This is a genomic window from Rhodanobacter sp. FDAARGOS 1247, assembly GCF_016889805.1.
Classification (GTDB): domain Bacteria; phylum Pseudomonadota; class Gammaproteobacteria; order Xanthomonadales; family Rhodanobacteraceae; genus Rhodanobacter.
Map to the genome: position 1 here is coordinate 2,576,793 of NZ_CP069535.1, position 19,353 is coordinate 2,596,145.

At 65.4% G+C, this 19,353-nt stretch carries 22 protein-coding genes; 17 read left to right on the plus strand and 5 right to left on the minus strand.

Features of this window, described 5'->3' with window-relative positions:
- Positions 1-70: 70 nt before the first annotated feature.
- The 12 genes from I6J77_RS11865 (at position 71) to I6J77_RS11920 (ending at position 8,715) form a co-directional block, all read left to right on the plus strand.
- Positions 71-1,105, plus strand: a complete 1,035-nt coding sequence (locus tag I6J77_RS11865) for a proline iminopeptidase-family hydrolase (protein ID WP_204109149.1) — start codon at positions 71-73, stop codon at positions 1,103-1,105.
- 170 nt (positions 1,106-1,275) lie between these two features.
- Positions 1,276-2,043, plus strand: a complete 768-nt coding sequence (locus I6J77_RS11870; protein WP_204109150.1) for a hypothetical protein — start codon at positions 1,276-1,278, stop codon at positions 2,041-2,043.
- Between the two features lie 187 nt (positions 2,044-2,230).
- Positions 2,231-2,677, plus strand: a complete 447-nt coding sequence (locus tag I6J77_RS11875) for a hypothetical protein (RefSeq protein WP_204109151.1) — start codon at positions 2,231-2,233, stop codon at positions 2,675-2,677.
- Positions 2,678-2,762: 85 nt separating this feature from the next.
- Positions 2,763-2,987, plus strand: a complete 225-nt coding sequence (locus I6J77_RS11880; RefSeq protein ID WP_204109152.1) for a hypothetical protein — start codon at positions 2,763-2,765, stop codon at positions 2,985-2,987.
- A gap of 186 nt (positions 2,988-3,173) precedes the next feature.
- Positions 3,174-3,500, plus strand: a complete 327-nt coding sequence (locus tag I6J77_RS11885; RefSeq protein WP_204109153.1) for a nucleotide pyrophosphohydrolase — start codon at positions 3,174-3,176, stop codon at positions 3,498-3,500.
- 52 nt (positions 3,501-3,552) lie between these two features.
- Positions 3,553-3,972: a hypothetical protein gene (locus I6J77_RS11890; RefSeq protein ID WP_204109154.1), complete on the plus strand. Its 420-nt coding sequence runs from the start codon at positions 3,553-3,555 to the stop codon at positions 3,970-3,972.
- 512 nt (positions 3,973-4,484) lie between these two features.
- Positions 4,485-5,560 (plus strand): IS3 family transposase gene (locus I6J77_RS11895; RefSeq protein WP_239308908.1). Its coding sequence is split into 2 segments (ribosomal slippage): positions 4,485-4,740 and positions 4,740-5,560, totalling 1,077 coding nucleotides; the frame shifts between segments, so codons are not numbered across the junction.
- Between the two features lie 115 nt (positions 5,561-5,675).
- On the plus strand, positions 5,676-5,942 hold the full coding sequence (locus I6J77_RS11900) for a YciI family protein (protein WP_239309277.1): 267 nt from the start codon (positions 5,676-5,678) through the stop codon (positions 5,940-5,942).
- Positions 5,943-6,071: 129 nt separating this feature from the next.
- On the plus strand, positions 6,072-6,839 hold the full coding sequence (locus I6J77_RS11905) for a hypothetical protein (protein ID WP_204109155.1): 768 nt from the start codon (positions 6,072-6,074) through the stop codon (positions 6,837-6,839).
- Between the two features lie 218 nt (positions 6,840-7,057).
- The gene (locus I6J77_RS11910; RefSeq protein WP_204109156.1) at positions 7,058-7,921 is read left to right on the plus strand and encodes a TraB/GumN family protein; all 864 of its coding nucleotides are present in this window, start codon (positions 7,058-7,060) and stop codon (positions 7,919-7,921) included.
- 13 nt (positions 7,922-7,934) lie between these two features.
- Positions 7,935-8,597 carry a hypothetical protein gene (locus I6J77_RS11915; RefSeq protein ID WP_204109157.1) on the plus strand — a complete coding sequence of 221 codons (663 nt, stop codon included), beginning with the start codon at positions 7,935-7,937 and terminating at the stop codon, positions 8,595-8,597.
- A 28-nt stretch (positions 8,598-8,625) separates the two neighbouring features.
- Positions 8,626-8,715 (plus strand): hypothetical protein, encoded by a 90-nt coding sequence (locus I6J77_RS11920; RefSeq protein WP_343230166.1) that lies wholly within the window; start codon positions 8,626-8,628, stop codon positions 8,713-8,715.
- Here the strand turns inward: I6J77_RS11920 and I6J77_RS11925 are convergent, their stop codons facing one another.
- Together I6J77_RS11925 and I6J77_RS11930 are read right to left on the minus strand one after the other, a co-directional pair.
- Positions 8,716-9,702 carry an aldo/keto reductase gene (locus I6J77_RS11925; RefSeq protein ID WP_204109158.1) on the minus strand — a complete coding sequence of 329 codons (987 nt, stop codon included), beginning with the start codon at positions 9,700-9,702 and terminating at the stop codon, positions 8,716-8,718.
- Positions 9,703-9,742: 40 nt separating this feature from the next.
- Complete coding sequence (locus I6J77_RS11930; RefSeq protein WP_204109159.1) at positions 9,743-10,615, minus strand: DMT family transporter; 873 nt, start codon at positions 10,613-10,615, stop codon at positions 9,743-9,745.
- 94 nt (positions 10,616-10,709) lie between these two features.
- On the opposite strand from I6J77_RS11930, the gene I6J77_RS11935 reads away from it, so the two are divergent.
- The 3 genes from I6J77_RS11935 (at position 10,710) to I6J77_RS11945 (ending at position 14,163) form a co-directional block, all read left to right on the plus strand.
- Positions 10,710-11,189, plus strand: a complete 480-nt coding sequence (locus I6J77_RS11935) for an Lrp/AsnC family transcriptional regulator (protein WP_204111475.1) — start codon at positions 10,710-10,712, stop codon at positions 11,187-11,189.
- Positions 11,190-11,270: 81 nt separating this feature from the next.
- A complete protein-coding gene (gene parC, locus I6J77_RS11940; RefSeq protein WP_056717779.1) occupies positions 11,271-13,508 on the plus strand; it encodes a DNA topoisomerase IV subunit A in 2,238 nt (745 codons plus the stop codon).
- A gap of 217 nt (positions 13,509-13,725) precedes the next feature.
- The gene (locus I6J77_RS11945; RefSeq protein WP_204109160.1) at positions 13,726-14,163 is read left to right on the plus strand and encodes a hypothetical protein; all 438 of its coding nucleotides are present in this window, start codon (positions 13,726-13,728) and stop codon (positions 14,161-14,163) included.
- A 36-nt stretch (positions 14,164-14,199) separates the two neighbouring features.
- Here the strand turns inward: I6J77_RS11945 and I6J77_RS17890 are convergent, their stop codons facing one another.
- The 3 genes from I6J77_RS17890 to I6J77_RS11960 are packed head-to-tail and all read right to left on the minus strand — an operon-like array spanning position 14,200 to position 16,552.
- Positions 14,200-15,546, minus strand: a complete 1,347-nt coding sequence (locus I6J77_RS17890; RefSeq protein WP_304627166.1) for a sensor histidine kinase — start codon at positions 15,544-15,546, stop codon at positions 14,200-14,202.
- Positions 15,543-16,205, minus strand: coding sequence for a response regulator transcription factor (locus I6J77_RS11955; protein ID WP_056717781.1), 663 nt, complete (start codon positions 16,203-16,205; stop codon positions 15,543-15,545). Before I6J77_RS11955 ends, I6J77_RS17890 begins: the two co-directional genes overlap by 4 nt.
- Positions 16,205-16,552 (minus strand): PepSY domain-containing protein, encoded by a 348-nt coding sequence (locus I6J77_RS11960; protein WP_204109161.1) that lies wholly within the window; start codon positions 16,550-16,552, stop codon positions 16,205-16,207. Before I6J77_RS11960 ends, I6J77_RS11955 begins: the two co-directional genes overlap by 1 nt.
- Before the next feature lie 108 nt (positions 16,553-16,660).
- Between I6J77_RS11960 and I6J77_RS11965 the strand changes: the two genes are divergently transcribed.
- Entirely contained in the window at positions 16,661-18,715 is a 2,055-nt protein-coding gene (locus I6J77_RS11965; RefSeq protein ID WP_204109162.1) for a TonB-dependent siderophore receptor, read from the plus strand.
- Positions 18,716-18,942: 227 nt separating this feature from the next.
- The gene (locus tag I6J77_RS11970; protein WP_204109163.1) at positions 18,943-19,218 is read left to right on the plus strand and encodes a hypothetical protein; all 276 of its coding nucleotides are present in this window, start codon (positions 18,943-18,945) and stop codon (positions 19,216-19,218) included.
- The last annotated feature ends 135 nt before the right edge of the window (positions 19,219-19,353 follow it).

A 19,353-nucleotide genomic window follows, 5' to 3' on the forward strand; every position in this document is an offset into this window, starting at 1 on the left:
CATCGGCCCCACGGTTGCCCCCGCGTCGGTGGCGTCGCATAGTGCGACCAGCCACCCAGGGGAAACATCGATGAAGCGCTGCATCACCGTCCTGATGTCCGGGCTGCTGCTCGTCATGGCCGCCGCCGTCAACGCGGGCACGCCCGCCACCACACCGGGCTCCGCCTACTTCGACAACAGCGGTCGCGACGACGTGCTTGCCGGCGGCGTGAAGATGATCCCGATCACCACGCCCAAGGGCACCTTCCACGTCTGGACCAAGCGCGTGGGCAACAACCCGAAACTGAAAGTCCTGCTGCTGCACGGCGGCCCCGGCGCCACCCACGAATACTTCGAGGCGTTCGGCAGCTATTTCCCAGGCGCCGGCATCGAGTATTACTACTACGACCAGCTCGGCTCCGCCTACAGCGACCAGCCGAAAGACACCTCGCTGTGGACCATCGACCGCTACGTCGACGAAGTCGAACAGGTACGCCAGGCGCTGCACCTGGACAAGGACAACTTCTGCCTGCTCGGCCAGTCCTGGGGCGGCATCCTGGCCATGGAGTACGCACTGAAATACCAGCAGCACCTGAAGTGCCTGGTGATCTCCAACATGGTCGACTCCATCCCGCAGTACAACGAATACGCGAACAACGTATTGATGCCGGCGATGGACCAGAAACAACTCGCCGTAGTGAAAAAGCTCGAAGCCGAACACCGCACCAGCGACCCGCGCTACATGGCCATCCTCGGCCCGATGCACTACGAGCAGCACGTGTTGCGCATGCCGCAGGCGCAATGGCCCGAACCCGTCACCCGTTCGTTCGGCCACATCAACGAGCATATCTACACCCTGATGCAGGGCCCCAGCGAACTGGGCGCCAGCGGCCGCCTGCTGAACTGGGACCGCAGCAAGGACCTGCACCGCATCACCGTCCCCACCCTGGTGATCGGCGCGCAGTACGACACGATGGACCCGAAATACATGGCCAGCATGGCGAAGAAACTCCCACACGGTCAATTTCTGCTATGCCCGAAAGGCAGCCACATGGCGATGTATGACGATCAACAAACCTACTTCGATGGGTTGATCGGGTTCTTGCGGAAAGTCGAAGCCGAATGACCTATGGGAGTACCCCAAACACTGCAGGGTCAGGTTGCACAGAGAACAGCAAGACTCTGTTTCACGAGGCAACCAATGAAGAACTTGGCATCGAAGGCACGGGATAGGCTGCAGGATTACACGGCGTTTTGGAATCTGCTTAGCGCTAGGCCTCTTTATGGAGATCAACGATGTTCCCTTATGAAAGCAACTACGTGTGCCACTTCTTTCGTCTTTGGGGGAATCGAGAAGCTGCAACTGGAGATCTCGCTGACGACTCGCTGCTTGGGAACATGCAGAACGACTTCGACGCGAAATTCGGTGATGTGTGCGGGGACGCGAACAGTCGATTCTTCTTCATAGAATTCAAGCGTCTGAGAAAAGGGTTTTGTGAAGAGGTATCAAAATCTATGGGTAAGACTCATCGCGTCGCCCTGTATGAGCACCTGAGGCGCGATTCAACGTGTAGACAAATCGCGAGACAGGGGCACTTCGGCTGTTACCCCGACAGAAGCGGAAGCTTAGTTTTTGAACCGTATGCACATTGTCCAGCAGCAATCAAAACAAAAGAACAAATAGTAGATGAGATATTCTCCAGCCCTAGAGTAACTTCGTACAATGAGCTCGACCATCAAGCATGGAAATGTGGCTTTCCTAAATTCCACGAGCAGATCACTAGTTACGACTTATCCCAGTGCAAGGTCGTCCCCGGATTCTTCGCGAAAGGATTGGGGATTTCGGCAGAGCATCTTAAAATGTATGTTTCCTGCATGTATCAGCATTTGCAAACCACAGTCGACTCGAGCGGCGTCACGATCCTCGGTGCGTTTAACCGTCAAACCAATAGACTTGTGGCGTTCAATGACACCATCGAGAACCTCATTTTCCGCCTCCAATCAGCCTTAAATAGCCCTAAGGAGCGCACCATCTCCAAGCCTAGTGGGCGAATTCAATTCTGAAGTGCACCGGCGTTGAAGCTACAGCCCCCATCGGATCAGTTGACCACCAACGAAAGGCAAAATGACCTCACAGATCGCCCTAAAATCAACGCGCAGCACCTTGGGAGGGGTTCAAGCCCCTGAAATCGGTGGAATTTTTACCAAGGTACTTTTTCTACAGCTACGTTAGGCAACGAGATCCAAGCTCATGACCAGATCATGCATACGTACCGCTCTTATAGCGATTGCGCTGGTTGCATCCACTTGTCCAGTTTTTGGCCAAGCGATTGACCCCGAAGCTCGGATCAAGGCGGACGGGTATCAAAGCTTGAATCACGGAAGCGATGGTACGCCTTGGTACACGCTTGGGGAGACCGTTCCACAAGAGCGCATCAAAGAACTTGAAGTCCAAGTGGCTCGGCTACCGAAAGATGAGAGATTGCTCTCAGTCTGCAATCTTGCGCGCGGTGGTGCGAAGGCGAAGCTGATCGAGCAGAGCGGGCTAGCTTACGACGTAGCTGTTACTGACTACGGGTACGAAGGGCGAACGATTGTGTGTGTTTTGAAATTCATGTTGGGCAGTACGATCGGAACTCAGATTGCCTACTTCAAGGAAACCGAAAGCGCAGTGTATCTATATTTCATCAAGAGTTGATAGCGGACTGTTTAAGCCGGCCGCTGGCTAACAAATCCCGGGTACCGCCTGTTGTGCCAAGCGTTAGGGACGCATGGAGAATTTCATGCCTAAGACAACAATCGACTATAAACTACTCATCACTGCGCTTAAGGCAGAGAACCAAAGACTGCAGAAACGCATCGCGAGTCTAGAGGTCAAGCTTATTTCCTCTAAAAGTCGGATCGTGGCGCTCGAGAAGGAAATCAAGTGGGGTGGCAATCGCGAACTCGCAAAAATTCTTGATGACATCTCGCATGACGAAAAGGCTGCAGGCGCAAAGGGCGCGTAGCATCAAGCTTGAACTGCACAATCACAATCAAAGGGGACGGAGGTAATTAAATTTTGCCCGTAGACATTATTCGATCGTGCGGCAGACAACAGACTCTTCTAGCGCCTGTCACGCGTCGAAAAACTAGCTCCATGCCGCTCTTGGTCCACGCCTTTCAATCACCTTCACCCCTTGATCCCAACCACCATGAAATACGAAGAACTGCAAGCATCCGCCCTCAAGCTCAACGCGCTCTACGAGCAGCTCGAAACCAAGTTGTACGGGCGCGCCTGGAGCACGGAGGAACTGGCGCTGGGGTTCATGGGGGACGTGGGTGATCTGGCGAAGCTGATCCAGGCGAACGCGGGCATCCGCAATATCGATGACTACAAGTCCAAGCTGGGACATGAGCTGTCGGACTGCCTGTGGTCGATCATCGTGCTTGCGGACAAGTGCGGCATCGATCTGCAGGCGGAGTTCACCAGCAACGTCGAGGGGCTGATGGCCCATGTGTCCAGGGAGATCGCCGCATGACCATCAGTCCGGGCCGCCGCGTCGCGGCGCCTGGTTCACCCGAGGGGGCCGCATGAAGATCCTTCTCCGCATCGCATTCGTTGCCGCCAGCCTTGGCGCCGCTTCGGCGGCGCCTTGCAGTGAGCTGCCGGGCAAGTGGATGCTGTCCATCGAGAATCCCGGGCATCACGCCGTGGCGACGGTTGCCGTGGAGTTCACCGATGAAGTCGCCCCCTCCTGCATGGGCGGGAAGTGGAAGGTCGTGAAGGTGGTTTCGGCGACCACCGGTGACAAGACCTTCTTCCCGGTGTCGGACCCGCTGTCGTATCGGATCGAGAACGGGCAGCTGACCATCGGCCGCAACGAAGTATGTGATGCCTACCTCTGGCTGCAGGGTCCGCTCGTCGGCACCTCGGTGCAGGGCAGCTATTTCAGTCTCGGGCTCGGGGGAAGCTCTCCGCTCGGCTACTTCACGTTGCGCCAGGCCAGGTGACCCTCGTCAGGACGTCGGGGACGTTCGCAAGCCCGGCGTCAAGGCTCCAAACCCCGACAGGGACGTTCGCCGGCTCGACGTCGAGGTTCCGAACCCCAGCAGGGACGTTCGCGACCCCGACGTCGAGGTTCCGGACCTCGGCGGGGACGTTCGCAAGCCCGGCGTCGAGGTTGCGAACCCCGACCGGGACGTTCGCAACCCCAGTGTCGAGGTTTCAAACCCCGACGGAGACGTTCGCTGGCTCGATGTCGACGTTCCGAACCCCGGCGGCGACGTTCGCAAGCCCGGCCTCCAGCATGAAGAAAGCTCCCGCACGGAAACCCCGCGTCCAACCGGTCGTTCGAGGCCACAATGAAGCCCCGGCGTCATGCCGATCCAGCGAGAACGAAGCATGAGCAACTCCAGCCCGCTGTCCGAATACCTCGTCCTCTCCCGCGGCCAGTGCGACGTCCCCCCAGTTTTGAGTAGCACCTCGGTTTGGAGTCCAATCCCCCATCTGAAGGAGATTGGACGTGAAGAAACGCTTTTCCGAAGAACAGATCATCGGCTTCCTTCGTGAGGCGGAGGCTGGCTTGCCGGTGAAGGCGCTGTGCCGGCAGCACGGCTTCAGCGAGGCCTCGTACTACCTGTGGCGCAGCAAGTTCGGCGGGATGAGTGTGCCCGACGCCAAACGGCTGAAAGAGCTGGAGACGGAGAACGGTCGGCTGAAGAAGCTGCTGGCCGAGCAGGTGCTTGAGAACGAGGTCATCAAGGACGCCCTGCGAAAAAAGTGGTGAGCGCACCGGCTCGGCGCGAGCTGGTGCGGCAGATGGCCGAGAAGGGATTGAGCGAGCGACGTGCGCTGGCGGTCGTCGTCATGAGCGCCAGCGCGTATCGCTATCCGACACGCCCGGATCGCAACGGGGACCTCCGGCAACGGATCGTGGCCCTGGCGCAGCGGTACAAGCGCTATGGCGTGGGGATGATCCATCTGAAGCTGCGGCAAGCGGGGCTGCTGGTGAACTACAAGCGGGTGGAACGGCTGTATCAGGAAGCGAAGCTGCAGGTGCGGCGGCGCAAGCGGAAGAAGGTGCCCGTTGCCGAGCGGCAACCGTTGGCTCGGCCGAAGGCAGCCAACGAGGTCTGGTCTATGGACTTCGTGTTTGATCGCACCGCTGAGGGACGCGTCATCAAGTGCCTGACGATGGTCGATGACGCCACCCACGAGGCGGTTGTCATCGAGGTCGAGCGGGCGATCTCCGGCCTGGGCGTGACGCGGGTGATGGATCGCCTGGCGCTCAGTCGTGGCTTGCCCAAGGTGATCCGCAGCGACAACGGCAAGGAGTTCTGCGGCAAGGCGATGGTGACCTGGGCCCACGAGCGTGGTGTGCAGCTGCGCCTGATCGAACCGGGCAAGCCAAACCAGAATGCGTACATCGAATCGTTCAACGGCCGGTTGCGCGACGAATGTCTCAACGAGCACTGGTTTCCCAGCCTGCTGCATGCACGCGCCGAGATCGAACGCTGGCGATGCGAGTACAACGAGGAGCGACCGAAGAAGGTGCTGGGCGGGCTGACACCTGCCGCCTATGCGAAGCAGTTACAGTGAACCCGGACTCTAAACCGTCCCGCTACTCAAAGCGGGGGGACGTCGGTGGGACAGTGGCGCCTCGCGCGAGGACATCCAGGCAGCGATCGACCGCTTCTACGCATGGTATGACCGGCTGGTTGGCGAGGGCCGGATGCGGCCCGGGCAGCGGCTGGCGCGGGAAGGCCGGGTGGTGTCGCGGCAAGGTGTCCTGGACGGCCCGTTTGCCGAGGCCAAGGAAGTGGTCGGCGGCTACTGGACGATCCTGGCGGGCAGCCTCGACGAGGCGGCCGCCATCGCCGCGCAGAATCCGTGCCTGGACTATGGCCTGGCGCTGGAAATCCGGCCGATCGACCCGGTGCGCGCCAGCGCCTTCGCGCTGACCAACGAAACGCCCACGTAGCGAGCCACGCCCGCCCGCATCGCGGCCCTGCCCGGTGTCGACCTGACACTTCTTCCCTGCAGGAACGGAGTATGTTGTCGCGGGCAGCAGCGTTGACATCCTCGACATGTCTCACGCAGGGGAACCACGATGAATACGACGGCTATCGCGGGCAACGGCGTACGGGCCGAAGGCCGGCGCTTTTATGTGTGGATGGCCGGCGCCTTCATCCTGGTCGCCTTTGGCGGCTTCGTGCCGACCTTCTGGGCACCCGTGGTGGCCGGCACTTTTCACGCGCCGCCGATCATCCATATCCACGGCATCCTGATGTTCGCCTGGGTCTGCTTCTACTTCGTGCAGACGACACTCATCGCAACGGGACGCACGCTCGATCATCGCTCGTGGGGACTGGCCGGCATCGCACTGTTCAGCGTGATCGCCTGCGCCATCCTGGTCGGCGAGATGGCCGTGATCAAGCGCGACGAGGCCGCCGGCATGGGCGATGCGGCGCGCCGCTTTGCCGCCGTCACGCTGTGTGCGTGGCCGCTGATGGTCGGCCTGTTTGCCACCGCCATCGCCAATACCCGGCGTCCGCAGGTGCACAAGCGCGTGATGACGCTGCTGATGGCCGCGATGATGACGCCTGCGATTGCGCGCGTGTTCCTGACTCTTCTGGCGCCGGCCGGTGCCGCGGCGGGCGGCCCGCCGCCACCGTTCGTGTCGATACCGCCGAGCCTGGTGGCGGACCTCTTCATCGTGGTCGCCATGGTTCATGACTGGCGCACCCGCGGACGGCCGCATCCGGTGTATGTCTACGGCGGCGCGATCCTGCTGGCGCAGCAGGTGCTCACGGTCCTGTTTGCGTCGACGGCGACGTGGATGGCCATCGCCAGAGCATTCGAGAGTCTCGCCGGATAACTCCCGCTGCGCCGGATTCGACATGCCCCCGCACGGTTGGGGCTGGGAGTTTCCGGTCCGCTGGCTGGGCCGGGCTGCTGAGGCTGGCGCTGTTCGTCATGTTCCGGCCCAAGGGCGAGCGGCCGGGGTGGCGTCGGGGCAAGCAATGAGAACGTGGCGAGCGGACGAACACTGGCAGCCCGATTGAACCGGCCCGCGCTTGCCGCGACACTGGCCCGATGAAACGTCTGCTCGCACGCTGCGCCATCGCCCTGCTCCTGCTGCCCGCGCCCGCGATCGCCGATCCGGCCTTGTGGGTGGTGAAGGATGCCGACACCACGATCTACCTGTTCGGCACCGTGCACCTGATGCCGAAGGATGCCGACTGGCGCTACCCGGCGCTGGAACACGCGCTGGCCGACAGCCAGACGCTGTACATCGAGCTGACCGACGACAACCCGGCCAACATCGCCGGCCTGGTGCTGCGACTGGGCATGGATACCGCGCACCCGCTGACCAGCCAGCTCAATGAGTCCGAAGCGAAGCGCCTGCGCATCCTCGCCGACAGGACGGGCGTGCCCGGCGGCATGCGTACCCTGAACATCATGCGGCCATGGCTGGCCGCGTTGACGCTGTCATTGATGCCGCTGAAGAACGCGGGGCTGGACCCGGAACAGGGCGTGGACAAGCAGCTCAGGGCGCAGATGCTCGCCGCCCACAAGCCGGTGATCGGCCTGGAAACCGCGGAGCAGCAGATCCGCCTGCTGGCGGACATGCCGCGCGCGGTGGAACTGGGCCTGCTGCGTTCGAGCATGCGCGAGGCCGACCAGGGCACGGCGAAGCTGCAGCAGATGATCGCGGCATGGAAGGCCGGCGATCCGGACACGATCGATCGCGTCAGCACCGCCGAGATGCGCGCGAAGGAACCGAAGCTGTATCAGTCGATGCTGGTCCAGCGCAACGAAGCGTGGGCGACGAAGATCGCCACCCTGCTGCAGCAACCCGGCACCGTCTTCATCGCTGTCGGCGCCGCCCACCTGGCCGGGCCGGACAGCGTGCAGGTACAGCTGCGCAAGCTCGCCATTCCGTCTCAACGAAAATAGGGTTGTCGCCAGCATGAAACCAGCATGCCTCATCGTTCTCGTGTTCGGCTTCGCCTGCCCGCTGGCGCGTTCGGCTCAGGCGGGCGCGCCGCCAGCCACGCAGCCCCCGGGCTCGCGGGACTTCAGCCACATGCAGGTCATCAAGTTGGCCAACGGACCCAATGCCATCGACATCGATGGCGATGGCCACAAGGACCTGGTATTCAACGCCCATCGCAGCAATTTCAACGCGCACGATTTCGAACACATCACGTTCTACATGCAGGCTCCCGTCGCGGCCGGTGGGGCGGACGCGACGACGTCGGAAAAGCCGCTGTGGCATGTCGTTCCGTTCTTCACCGCGCAAGCACCCGAGTTCGTGGCCTTCGACACGATCGAGGGCGCGGATTGCTGGCTGCGCGACATGGTCCTGCTGCGCAATCCCGAGGGTTCGATCACCGCGGTCGTGGCCAATCGCGACATGGGCTCGTCCTATGCCGACAAGGCCCGCGTGACATTCTCGATCTATCGCGTCGCGCACAACGCAAACGGCCAGGCAGGAGCACCCCCGATCTATTTCCAGCGTGTCGACCGTTTCCCGGGGAAGAGTCTCTATTGCGACGTGGATCACGCGATGGTCGCCGAACTGGGCGTGAAACTCTTGCCCCGCCCCGAAGACAACGGCATCGACCACTGACGGATGGCAGCGACCCAACACCGTCTTCATCGCCGTCGGCGCCGCCCACCTGGCCGGGCCGGACAGCGTGCAGGTACAGCTGCGGCAGATGAACCTGCCGACCGGACGGGTGCACTGATCAGTCGATGCCGGCAACCACATGCGGCAGGTACGGCGCTTCGAGCGCCGCCAGCTCCGCCTCCGGCAATCCGACCGCCAGCGCCGCCACCGCCTCTTCCAGGTGATGCGGCTTGGTCGCGCCGACGATCGGTGCGGTGACCACCGGCTGGTGCAACAGCCAGGCCAGCGCCACCTGGGGCCGCGGCACGCCGAGCCGCTCGGCCACCTCGCCGACGCGATCCACCACCGCCTTGTCCGCCGCCTTGCTCGCGGCGTACACGCCATCGCCCCAGGGATCGGAGCCGCCGCGCACCGTGCTGGGCTTCTCTTCCCACGGCCGCGCCAGGCGCCCGCGCGCCAGCGGGCTCCACGGCACCACGCCGATGCCCTGGTCCGCGCACAACGCCAGCATCTCGCGCTCCTCCTCGCGATAGAGCAGGTTGTAGTGCGGCTGCATCGAGACGAAGCGGGTCCAGCCATGCAGGTCGGCGGTGTACAACGCCTTGGCGAACTGCCAGGCCATCATCGACGAGGCGCCGATGTAACGCGCCTTGCCGGCTTTCACCACGTCGTGCAGCGCCTCCAGCGTTTCCTCGATCGGCGTGGCCGGGTCCCAGCGGTGGATCTGGTAAAGGTCGACGTAGTCGGTGCCGAGCCGGCGCAGGCTGGCGTCGATCTCGGTCATGATGGCCTTGCGCGACAGGCCGCCGCCGTTGGCATCCTCGCGCATCGGGTAGAACACCTTGGTCGCGATCACCACCTCCTCGCGCCGGGCGAAATCGCGCAAGGCACGCCCCAGCACCAGCTCGCTGCCACCGGCGGAGTACATGTTCGCGGTGTCGAAATAGTTGATGCCCAGTTCGAGCGCGCGGCGAATGAACGGCCGGCTGTGCTCCTCGTCCAGCGTCCATGGCCTCGCCCTGGTGGGCGCTTCCGAATAGCTCATGCAGCCCAGGCAGATGCGCGAGACCTTGAGGCCGGTCTTGCCGAGTCGTACGTAGTCCATGGGGATCACCTCTCTCTCGTTGCGTGAAATCGGCCCGGCCCTATCGCCGCGCCTCGCGGTGGATGGCGATGCCGGCGGCAACCAGCGCGATGCCGATCGTCTCCGCCCGGCCAGGCAGCTGGTGCAGCACGACGGCGCCGACCAGGCAGGCCGTGGCGGGCAGCAAGGCCAGCAGCATGGCAAAGGTGGCCCGCGGCAACCGCGCCATCGCCAGCTGGTCGCACACGTAGGGGATGACTGATGATGTCACGCCCACGCCAATGCCTGCGGCGAGCAGCGGCAGGCTGAGCAGCGCCGGCGTGGCCGGGCGAATGCCGAGCAGGCTCACCACCACCAGCGCCACCAGCATCGCGGCCGCCAACCCATCGATGGCGTTGCCGCCGCCGTCGTTCGCCACCCGATGGCCGAGCACGATGTACAGCGTGAACAGCGCGCAGTTGGCGAACGCGAACGCGAAGCCGAGCGGCGCGCCGGTCAGGCGCAAGTGGGTCAGGAACCACACGCCAGCAATCACCAGCGCAAGCGCCACGGTATTGCGCTGCGTGCGCAAACCGGCCAGCGCCAGCGCGATCGGACCGAGGAACTCGATCGCGCCGACCGTCGCCAGCGGCAGTCGATCGATCGCCAGGTAGAAGCAGGCATTCATGCCGCCGAGCACCACGCCCAGCCCCACGATGTTCCATCGCGCCGCGGCATCCATCTGCCGGAAGCGGCGCCACGGCCGCCGCCACGCGGCGAAGATCAACGCCGCGCTGGCGATCCGCAACCAGGCGACGCCGAGCGGCTCGACCCGGGCGAACAACAGCACGGCGAAGGCCGGGCCGAGGTAGTGGAAGATCGCGCTGGCCACGAAATACAGCTGCGGCGGCGGCGCGAACCGCGGTATCGGAGAGGTGGAAGGCTGCTCGTTCATGGCCTCCCATTTTCCAGGTAATCGGCGCATGATCCATCCACAATCCAAGGATGTGCCCGTCAATTTTTCAATTATTGCAGTCAAAGTGAACGATATGCCTCAGATTTCCAGCCTCGTCTCCGACCCCCGCAACATCGAATTGCTGAAGGCGCTGCAGGAAGACCCGCGCCAGCCGGTCAGCAAGCTCGCCAGTCGCATCGGCATGTCCGCCCCGGCAGTGAAGGAGCGACTCACCCGGCTGGAGGAAACCGGGGTGATCCGCGGCTACCGGATCGATCTCGACGCGAAGGCGCTGGGCTGGCCGATCACCGCGTACGTGCGCGTGCGCCCGGTGCCCGGACAGCTGTCGAAGATCGCCGAACTCGCGCAGAAGATGCCGCAGGTCGTCGAATGCCATCGCGTCACCGGCGAGGACTGCTTCATCATCAAGGTGTACCTGGACGCGCTGGAAAATCTCGACCTGATCCTCGACCGCTTCCTGCGCTACGGCCAGACCACCACCTCGATCGTGCAGTCCACTCCGGTACCGCTGCGCGCGCCGCCGCTGCCGGGCAATGGCGGCAGCAATCCGTAGACGCGCTACAAGAGGTTGCCACTTTCTGGCACCATCGACCGGTTATCCGCGCCGCGCGCGCCACTTTCCAAGATGTAACCCATGAACCTGCAAGCCAATTACGAACAGATCCCGCTGAAGGAATACGCCGAGCGGGCCTATCTCGATTACTCGATGTACGTGGTGCTGGACCGCGCCCTGCCGTTCGTGGGCGACGGCCTGAAGCCGGTGCAGCGGCGCATCATCTACGCGATGAGCGAGCTGGGCCTGAGCGCCACCGCCAAGCCGAAGAAATCCGCCCGCACCATCGGCGACGTGATCGGCAAGTTCCATCCGCACGGCGACAGCTCCAGCTACGAAGCGATGGTGCTGATGGCGCAGCCGTTCTCGTACCGCTACCCGCTGGTCGATGGCCAGGGCAACTTCGGCTCGCCGGACGACCCGAAAAGCTTCGCGGCGATGCGCTACACCGAATCCAAACTCAGCCCGATCGCCGAGGCCTTGCTGGGCGAGCTGGGCCACGGCACGGTCGACTGGGTGCCGAACTTCGACGGCACGCTGGAAGAGCCGGGCTGGCTGCCGGCGCGCGTGCCGCACGTGCTGCTGAACGGCTCGATGGGCATCGCGGTGGGCATGGCCACCGACATCCCGCCGCACAACCTGCGCGAACTGGTCACCGCCTGCATCCGCCTGCTGGACGAGCCGGACGCCACCGTCGCCCAGCTGTGCGAGCACGTGCTGGGCCCGGACTACCCGACCGAGGCCGAGATCATCACCCCGCGCGCGGACCTGCTGTCGATCTACCAGACCGGCGGCGGCTCGGTGCGCGCCCGCGCGGTGTACCAGCGCGAGGAAGGCAACATCGTGATCACCGCGCTGCCGCACCAGGTCAGCCCGTCGAAAATCCTGGAGCAGATCGCCGCGCAGATGCGCGCGAAGAAGCTGCCGATGATCGAGGACCTGCGCGACGAATCCGATCACGAGAACCCGATCCGCCTGGTGATCGTGCCACGCTCGAACCGCGTCGACGCCGACGAAACGATGCAGCACCTGTTCGCCACCACGGACATGGAGAAGAGCTTCCGCGTCAACCTCAACATGATCGGCCTGGACGGCCGCCCGCAGGTGAAGGATCTCAAGCGCATCCTCACCGAGTGGCTGAGCTTCCGCACCAGCACGGTCACCCGCCGGCTGGAGCACCGCCTGGCCAAGGTCGACCGCCGCCTGCACCTGCTCGAAGGCCTGCACACCGCCTATCTCAACCTCGATGAAGTGATCCGCATCGTGCGCACCGAGGACGAGCCCAAGCCCGTGCTGATGGCGCGCTTCCGGCTCAGCGAGGAGCAGACCGACTACATCCTCGAAACCCGCCTGCGCCAGCTGGCCCGCCTCGAGGAAATGAAGATCAACGCCGAGCGCGACCAGCTCGAAGAGGAGCGTGCCCGCATCAACGTGCTGCTGAAATCGCCGGCCAAATTGAAGGGCCTGATCAAGGACGAGCTGCGCGCCGACGCCGAGAAATTCGGTGACGCGCGTCGTTCGCCGCTGGTCGAACGCGAAGTCGCCCAGGCGCTGGACGAAAGCGCGCTGGTCGCCAGCGAACCGGTTACCGTGGTGCTGTCGCAGAAGGGGTGGGCCCGCGCGGCGAAGGGCCACGACATCGACGCCGAGGCGCTGAACTACCGCGAAGGCGACGGCCTGCTCGCCGCGGTGAAGGCGCGCACGACCCAGCAGGTCGCCTTCATCGACTCCACCGGCCGCGCCTATTCCACGCCCGCGCACACGCTGCCTTCGGCGCGCGGCAACGGCGAGCCCCTCACCGGCCGCTTCAGCCCCGCCGGCGGCGCCAGTTTCGACGCGGTGATCGCCGGCGACAACGACACCCGGCTGATCCTCGCCACCGACTTCGGCTACGGCTTCGTCAACCGCTTCGAAGCGCTCACCGGCCGCAACAAGGCCGGCAAGCAGATCATCTCGCTCAGCGACGGCGCGAAAGTGCTGGCGCCGCAGGTCAGCGCCGACCCGGCGCGCGACCGCATCGTGGTGGTCACCAGCGAAGGCCACCTGCTGATGTTCTCGGTGGCCGAGCTGCCGGAACTGGACAAGGGCAAAGGCAACAAGCTGATCGAGATCCCGAAGAAGCAGCTGGCCGAAGGCGAGCGCGTGGCCGGCGTGGCGGTCGTCGCCGAAGGCAAGGGCGAGGTCACCATGTACGCGGGCGCGCGCAAGCTCACCCTGAAGTGGGCCGACCTGGTCGAATACGGCGGCAACCGCGCCACCCGCGGCAACCTGCTGCCGCGCGGTTTGCGCCGCGTCGAACGGATCGAAACCACCGGTTGAGCACCGACACAGTGTAGGGCGGGCACTGCCCGCCGAGGTTGATCGCGATGCCTCGTCGAAGAGCGGCGGGCAGTGCCCGCCCTGCGGCGAGTCCGTTTCGCGGCCACAAGCACGCCACCGGCGAGACGACAGGAACTTGTCGCCGCACAACCGTTCCAACAAGGATGTGCACGCCGACGCGGCCCCGCGCGTTGAACACGTGACCACCGGAGTAAGCATGACCATGCAACGCATCCTCCCTGCCCTGTTCGCCGCCCTGCTGAGCACCACGGCCTGGGCGCAGACGCCGGCCAGGCCGCTGAACCTCAAGCTGGCGCCCGCCGACATTCCCGCAGCCAGCAGCACCGTCGCCAGGCCGGCCTCCGCCACCAGCGCGCCCGGCGTCTACTACGGCGACACCAGCGGACGCATGGGCAACACCGAAGCCACCAGCGCCGGCGACACCGATTCCGATTGCGACGATTACAGCTACAACCGGCCGCAGGTGCACGGCAGCGTCGGCATGGGCGTGGTCGGCGGCAACCACGTCAGCGGCAACTACCAGACCGGCACGGTGAACCTCAGCAAGGCCTTCGGCAGCTGCGACCATCCCCGCGGCGGCGTCAGCATCTCGGTCGGCGGGGGCACTGGCAACTTCCACGGGCGCGGGCATTGATGCGTTGAGGGTCGGCGCCGCGATCGCGCAGTCGCCTCACTCCACCCCCGGCCCCCAGCAGAAATCCACCTTCAACCCGCCCAGCGCCGATCGCGACATCGCGATCGTGCCGCCGGTCGCCTCGGCCAGTTCGCGGGCGATCGCCAGGCCCAGGCCACTGCCCTCGTTCGCCTCGTCCAGCCGCCCGCCGCGCGCCAGCGCATCGCGCGCGTGTTCGGCGGCGATGCCGGGACCGTCGTCCTCGATGCTCACGCGCGCCCATTCCGGTCCGGCCGCCGCGCTGACGCGCACCTGGCGGCGGGCGTAACGCACCGCGTTTTCCAGCACCGCGCCGAGGATCTCGGACAAGTCGTCAGGCTGGATTGCCAAACGCAGGCTGGCGGGGATGTCCAGGGTGAAGGCCAGCTCACCGCCGCGATCGGTCTGCTCCAGCACGGTGAGCAGACGCTCGACCGTGTCGCGCACGGCGGCATCTCCACCGGGCTGGCGACGGATCACCGCGATGCGCGCCCGCGCCAGCTCGGCCTCGACCGCCCGGCGCATCGCGGCGATCGCGCGATCCAGTCCTTCGGCGGCGTGCTCCGCGCCCGCCTCGCGCGCGCGCCGGCTCTGCGCCGCCATCGCCGACAGCGGTGTCTTCAGCCCGTGCGCCAGATCGGCCGCGCGCTGGCGCGCCACCACCAGGTCGTGTTCGCGCGCGTCGGCCAGGGCGTTGATCGAGTCCAGCAGCGGCTGCACCTCGCGCAAGTGGGATTCGGGCAGGCGCGCGCTGGCACTGTCGCGCAACGCGGCCAGCGCGTGTCGCACGCGGCCCAGCGGCCGCAGGCCCAGTTGCACCTGCAGCCACGCGGCGGCGGACAGCACCAGCCACAACAGGCCAAGAAAGATCGCCAGCTCGCGCCCGAACTCGGCGCGCGCGGACAGCAGCGGCGCACTGTCCTGCGCCAGCTGGATCAGCACCGGGGCAGCGTGGTCGGCCAGCTCGATGCGTCGTTCGAGCAACGCCACCGGCTGTCCGTAGGGGCCATCGACGCGCTGCATGCGCCAGTTCGCGGTGGCCGGAACCGGGCGACGCAGGTCCGCGTCCCACAGCGAGCGCGAGCGCAGCGTGCCGCCCGCCGCGGTGATCTCCCAGTAATAGCCGCCGGCCGGCGTCTCCAGCCGCGAATCCACTGGCGGCCGCTCGATCCGTGGCGCGCCATCGCGCTCGATCACCAGTCCCGCGACCAGGCGCAGCCCGTCGCGGGTCATCTCCGCCTGCAGCCGGCGTTCCAGGTGGCGCTCGAACAGCAGCGTCATGAACAGCCAGGCCACCGCCAGCGCCAGCAGGATCGCCGCCATCGCACCGGCCAGCAGGCGCCAGTGCAGCGAGCGGGTGATCACGCGCTGGTCTCCAGCAGATAACCGAAGCCGCGGCGGGTGGCGATGAGGTCGGCGCCGAACTTGCGCCGCAACCGCGCCACGATCGCCTCGATCGCATTGGTGTCGCCGTCCTCGGCTGCGCCGTACAGATGCTCGGCCAGTTCGCCAGCGGACACCGCGCGGCCGTCCTGGTGCGAGAGGTAATCCAGCAGGCGGAATTCCAGCGGCGACAGCCGCGCCGGCGCACCGTCGAAGGTGGCGCTCATCCGCGTGGTGTCCAGCCGCAGCCGGCCGATCACGATGACGCTGGAAAGCCGGCCCGCCCCGCGTCGCACCAGCGCGCGCACCCGCGCGATCAGCTCGCCCATCTCGAACGGCTTGGCCATGTAGTCGTCGGCGCCGGCCTCGATGCCCTCGACCTTCTCGGTCCAGTCGCCGCGCGCGGACACCACGATCACCGGGAACGCGCGGCCCGCCGCGCGCCAGCGCCGCAGCACCGACAGGCCATCCAGTTGCGGCAGGCCCAGATCGAGCACCGCCGCGTCGTAATCCTCCACGTCGCCCCGATACCACGCGCTCTCGCCATCGCCGGCGCGGTCGACGGTGAAGCCGGCCGCCTCGAGTGCACGCGCCAGGTCGGTCTGGATGTCGGGATCGTCCTCGACGACGAGACAGCGCATCAGTCGTCCTCGATCTCGCGGACCGTGCCGTTGCCCGCGTTCAACTTCACCTCGCGCACGCGACCGGCGGCGGTGAGCACCTTCACCTCGTATTCCCAGCCGTGCTTGCCGTTGTCCAGCTCCACCTCGATCACGTCGCCCGCCACCTGCTGCTGCACGATGACCAGGATGCGACTGAGCGGCAGGATCTCGCCCCGCTGCAACAGCGCGCGGGCCTCGATGTGATCGTCGTGGTCGTGGTGATCGGCCATCGCGCGCGGCGACACGACCAGCGCCGACACCGCGAACAGCGCGATGGCCAGCGAGAAGGGAAGCGCGAGGCGGCGGTAGGTGCGGAGATTTTTCATGGGCCGATCCTGCGACAACCGCGCTGACAACAAGCTGACATCGGGCGTGGCGCGGATGTCAGCGACGCCGGCACAGACTGCGGGAAACTCCTGCGGATTGAAGTCTCCATGTCCATCGCTTCGCGTGCAAGCTGGTTCGCCCTGGCCGCCATCGCCGGACTGTCGATCGCCGCCCGCGCCCAGGCGCAGCAATCGCCGGCCACGCGCGGCGGCGACGTCAGCGTCTATTCGCCCGCCGACTTCGCCGACAACGCGCCGGCCAACGCGTGGGACATGCTCTCGCGCCTGCCCGGCTTCGTCACCGTGGATGCCGACGAGGACGTGCGCGGCTACGCCGGCGCCCGCGGCAACGTGCTGATCGACGGCGCACGCCCCACCAGCAAGCACGAGGACGCCAAGACCCTGCTCAAGCGCATCCCGGCCAGCGCGGTGGCGCGCATCGAGCTGATCCGCGGCGGCGTGCCCGGCATCGACATGGCCGGCTACGCCCTGCTCGCCAACGTGGTGCGCCGGCACGAAGCCACCAGCCAGTCCGCCATCGAGGCCGGCGTGATGGCCGCCACCGACGGCTGGCTCGCCCCAAAGGGCCAGTGGGAGTACGGCCGCCACTGGGACGGCCACGCGCTGGAGCTGGCCGCGAAGCTCGATCCCGAACTGGACGACGACAGCGGCCGGGGCCACATCGATACCTTCTCGCCGGACGGCACGCGGCAGCAGCGCGAGCGGCTGGACACCCGAACCATCAAGAACAAGGCCGAGGCCAGCGCCAGCTGGCGCCAGCCACTGGCCGGCGGGCAACTGACCCTCACCGCCGCCGCCCGCGGCGAACGCGCGCGCACCGACACCCGCATCGACGCACTGGCGCCCGCCGAGGGCAGCGAGCGCGTGCACGAAGACGAGGACACCAACGAAGCCGAAGCCGGCGCCCGCTACGTGCGCGAGTTCGGCGAACGCACGCGGCTGGAATTGATGGCTACCCGCCACCAGGCCTGGCTGGATGATCGCGAGCGCTCGCACGAAGACTTTGATGACGAAACGTTCGACGAGAACACCCGCACCGGCGAAAGCATCGGCCGCATCGACCTCACCCACGCCTGGTCCGATGCGCTCACCTTCAACGGCTCGTTCGAAGGCGCGCGCAACACCCTGCGCAGCAGCACCCACCTGCAGCAGGACGGCGTCGATATCGCCTTGCCCGGCTCCGACGTGCAGATCGAGGAACGCCGCAGCGAAGCCGCCGCCGGCGCCACCTGGAAACCCGCGCCGGGCTGGATGCTCGACGCCGACCTGCGGCTGGAGCAATCCACCATCGCACAGACCGGCGACTCGCCGCGCCAGCGCCACTTCAGCTATCTCAAGCCGCGCCTGTCCGTGCAATGGGACGTCGACGCCAACGACCAGCTGCGCCTGGCGCTCTCGCGCGAAGTCGGCCAGCTCGACTTCGAGGACTTCGTCGCCTCCGCCTCGCTGGAAACCGACCGCATCAGCGCCGGCAACGCCGAACTGAAACCCGACCGCACCTGGCGCAGCGCCCTCACCTGGGAACACCAGCTCTGGCGCGACGCCGCCTTCACCGCGAGCTGGACGCACGAACGCATCAGCGACGTGGTCGACCGCGTACTGGTGATCACCGACGACGACATCTTCGACGCCCCCGGCAACATCGGCGACGGCCGCCGCGACACCCTGGCATTGGATGTATCCGTGCCGCTCGACGGCATCGGCTTCCACGGCGGCCGCTTCACCTCATCGATGCAATGGCGCCGCAGCCGCGTCACCGATCCCACCACCGGCCGCCCCCGCCCCATCTCCGAAGAAAAACCCGTCGAAGGCAGCATCGAACTCACCCAGGACCTGCCCACCCTGCGCACCCACTGGGGCATCGAGCTGGAACACATCGCCGAACGCAAGACCGAATACCGCTACGACGAAATCAAGCGCGAATCCGAAGGCATGGGCTGGACCGTGTTCGTCGAACGCGAACTGGGTACGCAGTGGCGCGTGCGCGCCGAGGCGACCGACCTGTTCGGGCGCGGGTTCAGGGAGACGCGGGAAAAGTACGACGGGCCGCGTTCGATCGTGCCGCTGGAGGAGATCGAGCGGAGGCGGAGGCGCTCGCCGGGATTCGTGAGCTTGACGTTTCGGCGGAGCGTGGGGGGCTGAGTCGGGGAAGATCCGAACCAGTCGTCACCCCGGCGAAAGCCGGAATCCAGCGCCTCGGGAGCGGTTGCGACTCGCCCTTCCAAACGACGCACGACCTTCTCTCCGGCCTCATCAACGAGCGTTCGCACAAGACACGATCTGAGACAGGGCTCGTCGCTTGTCCGGTCAGAAGTGGCGCCGCATACTCGGCGCAACGTCCCGTTTTCGGGTCTAAGAAACGCTGGACCTTGAAAACTGCCACGGCAATCTTCGCAGCAATCGCTGGAGCTTCAGCAGGCTTCATTACCGGAGTGTTCGCTGCGTTTCTTGGCGGCGTACACGAGAAGCCGGCGTTCTTCGCAATTTCACTGTCCTCATCCATCGCCTTTGCCCTTGCATCGCTAGCCGGTGCTTCACGTTTGCATGTGGCGTTCCCCCGGGTCCATTACGCCATTCTCGCAGCCTCCATGGCCGGGGCGGGAGTGGGCGTGTGGAGCGTCCTTCGCATGATCAAAGTCATTTAGTCGGGCACGGGCGCCTAACGGGCGCAACGGAAAACCAGAGCGAGAGGAGGCCAGTAAATCGGCTTGTTGCCTCCGTCCCCTTTGATTGATATTGCCATCTCCATCCGCAACACCGCGATGGCCACCTTGGCTGCA